Annotated in this window: 7 protein-coding genes; all 7 read right to left on the bottom strand. The window is 47.8% G+C overall.

The window, feature by feature from the left end; genetic code table 11:
- Positions 1–127: FAD-dependent oxidoreductase (locus NT178_00985; GenBank protein ID MCX5811110.1), on the bottom strand; the 127-nt coding region annotated here is incomplete at its 3' end.
- 287 nt (positions 128–414) lie between these two features.
- Positions 415–783, bottom strand: coding sequence for a hypothetical protein (locus NT178_00980; GenBank protein ID MCX5811109.1), 369 nt, complete (start codon positions 781–783; stop codon positions 415–417).
- Complete coding sequence (locus NT178_00975; GenBank protein MCX5811108.1) at positions 780–2,594, bottom strand: aldehyde ferredoxin oxidoreductase family protein; 1,815 nt, start codon at positions 2,592–2,594, stop codon at positions 780–782. The genes NT178_00980 and NT178_00975 overlap by 4 nt, the downstream gene beginning before the upstream one ends.
- A 1-nt stretch (position 2,595) precedes the next feature.
- Positions 2,596–3,078, bottom strand: a complete 483-nt coding sequence (locus NT178_00970; protein ID MCX5811107.1) for a hydrogenase maturation protease — start codon at positions 3,076–3,078, stop codon at positions 2,596–2,598.
- Between the two features lie 10 nt (positions 3,079–3,088).
- A complete protein-coding gene (locus NT178_00965) occupies positions 3,089–4,552 on the bottom strand; it encodes a Ni/Fe hydrogenase subunit alpha (protein ID MCX5811106.1) in 1,464 nt (487 codons plus the stop codon).
- Positions 4,549–5,508 carry an oxidoreductase gene (locus NT178_00960; protein MCX5811105.1) on the bottom strand — a complete coding sequence of 320 codons (960 nt, stop codon included), beginning with the start codon at positions 5,506–5,508 and terminating at the stop codon, positions 4,549–4,551. Before NT178_00960 ends, NT178_00965 begins: the two co-directional genes overlap by 4 nt.
- Positions 5,501–5,927: hydrogenase iron-sulfur subunit (locus NT178_00955; protein ID MCX5811104.1), on the bottom strand; the 427-nt coding region annotated here is incomplete at its 5' end. The genes NT178_00960 and NT178_00955, both read right to left, overlap by 8 nt.

Genomic DNA, 5,927 nt, shown 5'->3' with positions numbered 1-5,927 from the left:
CTCCGCCGATCTCATATCTCCTTTCCAGGATTGCAATCTTCAAACCTGCCTTTGTTAAATAACCTGCTGTTGTCAGGCCGTTGGGGCCTGCTCCGATGATAATGCCATCGTATTCCAATTCTCTCATAATTCTGCCTCCTTTTTTAAACTATTTTTATTAAGGCAACGTTTCTATATTTTTAATCTTTCCACACAGCTTTAATCAGGCTTTTTTTAAAATCATTATATTGGGACACTGTTGAGAATAATTTTTGTCGCTTGCATTTCCCATATCCTCATAAAGTAAAGTAACATGTAACTATAATAAGCAAATTGAACTAAAAGCAAATCAAAATATTTTATAGACCTATTAATGCTCTTAATTGAAATGCCCTTAATTAAGGAAAACGACCAAAGCACAGAGGCCACTGTCTTTTATTCCTCTACAAGCGTCAGACAATTCGGAGCACACCATTGCACGCACTGGGGATTAGGTGGGTCCCCGCAGAAATCGCATTTCAGCGGAATACCGGTGTCAGGCTCCTTGTAAACGGATTTTGACGGGCAGGATGCCCGGCAGGTGACGCATTCGTCTATCTCAAGTCCTTCCACCATACGGGTACCCTTTGAATTACAGGCAGCCTCGGTGTAAGGCCCTGCAATGACGGGGTAGCAGAATTCCTCACCCACATAAACCCTGATGCGTGACCTCCAGGGATTCACGCTCCCTGTGTGCGCCAAAGAGCAGATAATTTCACACTGTTTACAACCTGTACATGTTTTGTGGTCTATCTTGATCTTCATATCACGCCTTCCCCCTCTTTTTCCAATTTCAGTTCCTCAAGCTTCTTTTTGGTCGGCGTCCCGTCTTTATCCCAACCTCTCATTTCGTAATACTCTGGCAGCAGTTTATCAAGGGGGACTACACGGTTCTTCACCCTTGGTTCTTTTGTTATTCGTGGCGGCAGAGTGTCTTCCTTTACACCAGCTTTCATATTGAACAATTTTTCAAGATTCCATATTCTCTCTCCAAGCGGGTCGAGTGTCTCCTTCGTAAAGCCGGTACCAGTTACATAGTTAAGCCACTCAGCCATTTTATCTCCCCATTCGGGACCATGGTAAATAATCCAGCACAATATGCCTGAATCAGCGGTTGCAAGATAATCCTGGTCCTTTTTTGTGAATTCTACAAAGAAGGCAGGATCCTTTCGACCTTCATAAAAAGGCATGGTTGACTTCGTATGGGCGCCTCCGGTATTGCAGGTAGCGTATTGAAGTCCCAAAGCATCAAAAGCCTGCGGATGCCAGGCCGGTATACCCATACCCTTTATACCCATGAAGAGCTCGGGATGCCCGTATTGTGACGCAAAGGCTATACCGCCCTGGGCCATAAGATCCCCGATGCCTTCCCTGCGTGCAATCTGCTTGAGCAGCATGAACATGTTTGTGTTGCCGAATTCTAAGGGGTAGCCAATGTCTTTTTCAGGCAGATGGCCTTCCTCAAAGAGTTCCATAGCACAGGAGATCATAGCGCCTGTTGTAATTGTATCCATGCCAAGCTCGTTGCAGAGATAATTGGCACTGCAAAGGTCATTCATGTCTCCGAGACCACAATTCGCACCCAAAAGGGCCATAGTCTCGTGCTCAGGACCTTTGGCTGTCAACGGGTATTCTGGATCATTTTTTATGCGGCTCCGCTTGCTGCAGCCGAATGGACAGGAAAAGCATGCTTCATCACGGACGCGGATCAATTCAATAATTTTCTCAGGGTCCTCATACTTCACGAATTTTTTAAAATACCCATCCTTGAAATTGAAAGCAGCCTGGCTCTTGCTCGCATTGGCGCGGCCAGGGAGCCCCCAAGTGCCGTATCTGCGGCGTTTATAAAAGTCACCACTGTCCCGGGCCTCCTTATAGAAGGCCATGACTGCCTTACGGAAACCTTCCACATCGGCAATGTTGACCTGTCCGGTTCCGATCGAAGCCACGGCCTTGATGTTCTTCGAACCCATGACTGCACCGAGACCCGAGCGTCCTGCAGCCCGTCCTCCGTCGGACATGATACAGGCAAATCTCACGAGATTCTCGCCCGCAGGGCCGATGTTGGCAATACCCATGGAGTTGAGAGCCCAGTTGTCGAGGTTAAACCGTGCTTTCATATCCTCCCGGATCATCTTTTCCGTCTCATATGACTCTTTCCCCCAGAGATGTTTTGCAGGGTGTATCTCCACACGGTCATTAAGAATAGTCACATACACCGGTTCAGGTGATTTACCCTCGAAGATAAGGAGGTCGTAACCCGAATACTTCAAGTTAGCGCCAAAGTAGCCACCGCAGCAGGGACTTGATACACAGTTGCTGAGTGGGGACTTGGCGGAAACCATAAAGCGGCTTGCCGATGGCGCACCGGTGCCCGTCAAAGGGCCTGTGGAAAAAATAAGTTTGTTCTCAGGGCTCAAGGCATCGATTTGAGGATCAATCTCGTCAAAAACTATCCTGTCACTCATGCCACGGCCTCCGATGTACTCCTCCATAAGGTAGGTCGGCATAGCTTCTACCCAAGAGGTTCCCTTGGTCAAATCAATTCTTAATATTTTTCCATTCCAACCAAACATGTTAGTCCTCTCTTATATGGTTTATATGTGCCGGGCACTTTCTTAAGGCCATTTCAACAGCAACCGGTATAGCATTCTCCACTTCAGGCGTACACTTCTCGCGAAAGGTCGTTACGTCTCCTGCCTCCACGGCTACAATATCGATACTCGAAGGCATAGGAAGCCCGAGGGACTTACCCAACTCAAGAGCCGTAGCGAAATCCACCTGATGAGGAGACGAAAGATGCAGAGCAGAAGAAAAGTTCTCCGGCTGCAGTTCATAAACCTGACCAGGAATTCCATCCTTTGTTTGTATAGCATCAATAAGCACAATGTGATCATACCCAAGAAAAGCTTCCAGAAGAAAAAGTCCTCCCTGGCATGCTTCGGCGATTGTAATTGCCGGATCAGATATTCGTTTGCCTACCTCTATAGCCACCCGGATACCTACTCCGTCATCACAGAGTACTGAATTCCCGATACCCAGAACCAAGGTTTTCTCCATAATTACACCCTCAAAACCGCTTTACTGCGTCAATCAATGTTCCGTCAGCGTCGTATACTGCTATTTCTATCGGCAACTCACCGGGCAGGGTGTGTGTCGCACAGCCCATGCATGGATCATAAGCCCGCCAGGCAAGTTCGATCCGGTTCAGCAGTCCTTCCGTTATTTCTGTACCCTTACGGATAATGCCCTGGGCAGCCTTCTTTATCGTCAAGGACATGGCCGCATAGTTGTTTGTTGTCCCAACGATAAGGTTGCATTTTTTGATAAGACCCTTCTCATCAGTTATGTAATGGTGGGTCAGGGTGCCGCGGGGCGCTTCCACAATTCCCACACCCTCGACAGGCGTTTCCGTTGGAATATTTCTTATATCGGGTCCGGTGATCTCCGGGTCCCTGCTGAGTTCAAGCATCCTTTCAGCAGCATAAAGCATCTCAATCAGCCTTGCCCAGTGAGTAGCCAGTGTATGGTGTACCGGTTTTCCACCAAGAGCTGCATACATTTTCTCATACTCTTCCTGTGCAAGGGGGGTAGCCATACCGTCTGCTGCGTTGAGACGGGAGAGGGGGGTTGCACGATAGATGCCGCTGGTCTCGCCGTCAATAAAACCGTTCCATCCTACTTTTTTCAAATAAGGGAACTTAAGGTATGTCCATGGTTCAACTCTTTCGGACAAATTATCAAGGTATTCAGAGGGTGCATACTTCGTAAACTCCTTGCCCTGAGGGTCCACGACTCTGACCTTGCCGTCATAGAAGTTAACCTTGTTATTTTCATCAACAAGTCCCATATAATAAGTCCGATGGGTATAAATGTCGCTTAAAACCATGTCAAGATACTCTTTGTTCTTGAGTACCAGGTCTTCAAAAATCTTCAAAGAGAATCTTGCGAAGTCTACTGCCTGTACAGCAATTTCTTCGGTTTTAGCACGGTTCTCTTCGGAGAGCATTTTACTTACGCCTCCGGGTAAACCAAAAACAGGGTGAATGCCTCTACCGCCTATGGTCTGAATGACCCAGTGGTTCTGCTGCCGCGTTTGGATTACCTTCTTCCCTATCTCTACACCTACTTTTCCGATAACACCCAGGATATTCCTCTGTGCCGGGGGGCTATCCGGGCCCATGATAAAGTCAGGACCGGCTAAAATGTAAAAATGGGTGGCATGGTCTGTTACAAAAAAAGCACTGTAGAGGAGTTCACGGAGTTTTCTGGCTGTTGATGTAGGTTCAACCTTAAAAAGGTTGTCCAGAGCCTTTGTGGCAGCCAGATGGTGGGCCTCGGGGCAGACGCCGCATATGCGCTGCATAATTTGCGGCATGTCCTCAGCAGGCCGGCCTTCGCAGAATTTCTCAAAACCTCTCAGTTCAGGTATCTGGAGGTATGCATTTGAAACCTCTCCATCATCATCCAGGAATATTGCAATCTTCCCATGCCCTTCAAGTCGGGTAATGGGATTAATCATGATTTTAGTCATAGTGTTTTCGCCCTCCTCATTATTGACACAGGCAGACTATAACGATAAAATGTTCCGGCAGGATCGACAATTTCATCGGTAATCCGAGCTATTTCCTCAGTATCAGTAGAATCTATGAGAGATCCCAGAGCTGTCAAAAAGTGGAGACCCTGATCAACAACGCCTTCAACAGGCCCATAACAGCCGGTGCATGGCATTCCTCCTTGAGGACACATGGCTCCGCATCCACCACGCGTGGCAACTCCGTAACAGAGCAATCCCTGGTCGAGGAGACACTTTGTCGGGTCTGCAATGATCTGATGAGGCCTGAAAAATTTCTTTACTTTTTTGCCTTCCTTCGGCAGGGGGCATTCATCGCAGAGCGCCTTGCTTGAATGACTGATAATACTCCCTTTTTCAGGCAGATTCCCAGATACTAAAGCCTCCAGGGCAAGCCAGGTGGTTTTTGGCTCCGGGGGGCAGCCAGGTACATAATAGTCTACATCGATTATCTGGTTGAGTGCCCGGACTGAACTGAAAAGCCTGGGCAGTTCGAGTTCTCCTTCAGGAACCTGTACTTTTGCCTGTGGATAGACCTTTTCCTCATTAACAGTAGATGGTGTATCAATATAGGCACGATCAAAAAGAGAATTTGTGCTGAATAGATTTGCAAGGCCGGGAATGCAGCCCTCATAGGCACAGGAGCCATAAGCAATCATGATCTTTGATTTTGAGCGAAGCATTTTTGCTACATGCTCATCTTCGGTGCTTCGAATTGCTCCATTAAAAAGACATGCATCAATGCTTTTATCAGCCATTTGTTCAATATCTTTGTACTTAAAATCCATGGCCACGGGCCAGAAAACAATGTCTGCAGCCGCTGCCACGTCAAGTATCTTCTCTCCGATGGCAAGTGTGGCAATATCACATCCGCCGCAACTGCTTGCCCAGTAGAGTGCTACTTTCAACTTACCCATATATCACCTCTTGAATCTGCTCTTTCTGAATTGGTCCCAGGGCTCTCACTGCCTCGGTCATCTGGTTTACCACACTTGCAAACTGAACGCCCTCAGAAGCTGATACCCAATCAAGTCGGACCCGTCCATCCTCCATCCCGAACTGACCCAGCATCTTTTTCAGTAAGGCCATTCTGGCTGCAGTCCTGTAGTTTCCTTCGAGATAATGGCATTCGCCGGGATGACACCCAAGCACAAGTACGCCGTCAGCGCCTGCCTGAAGGGCCTCAATGATAAAATACGGCTCAACTCTTCCGCTGCACATAAGACGCACAACCCTTACATTCGGTGCATACTGAAGCCGGGATGTACCGGCCAGATCAGCTCCTGCATAGGAGCACCAGTTACAGAGGAAGAGGACTATTTTTGGCTCAAATTTG

The sequence above is a fragment of the Pseudomonadota bacterium genome (genome assembly GCA_026388255.1).
Lineage (GTDB): Bacteria > Desulfobacterota > Syntrophorhabdia > Syntrophorhabdales > Syntrophorhabdaceae > JAPLKB01.
Note: the sequence above shows the minus strand (reverse complement) of the source record. Positions and strands in the feature narration are given on the sequence as shown.

Coding starts and splice junctions, on each gene's coding strand:
- NT178_00980 (MCX5811109.1), bottom strand. CDS start 783: ATGAAGATCAAGATAGACCACAAAACATGTACAGGTTGTAAACAGTGT.
- NT178_00975 (MCX5811108.1), bottom strand. CDS start 2,594: ATGTTTGGTTGGAATGGAAAAATATTAAGAATTGATTTGACCAAGGGA.
- NT178_00970 (MCX5811107.1), bottom strand. CDS start 3,078: ATGGAGAAAACCTTGGTTCTGGGTATCGGGAATTCAGTACTCTGTGAT.
- NT178_00965 (MCX5811106.1), bottom strand. CDS start 4,552: ATGACTAAAATCATGATTAATCCCATTACCCGACTTGAAGGGCATGGG.
- NT178_00960 (MCX5811105.1), bottom strand. CDS start 5,508: ATGGGTAAGTTGAAAGTAGCACTCTACTGGGCAAGCAGTTGCGGCGGA.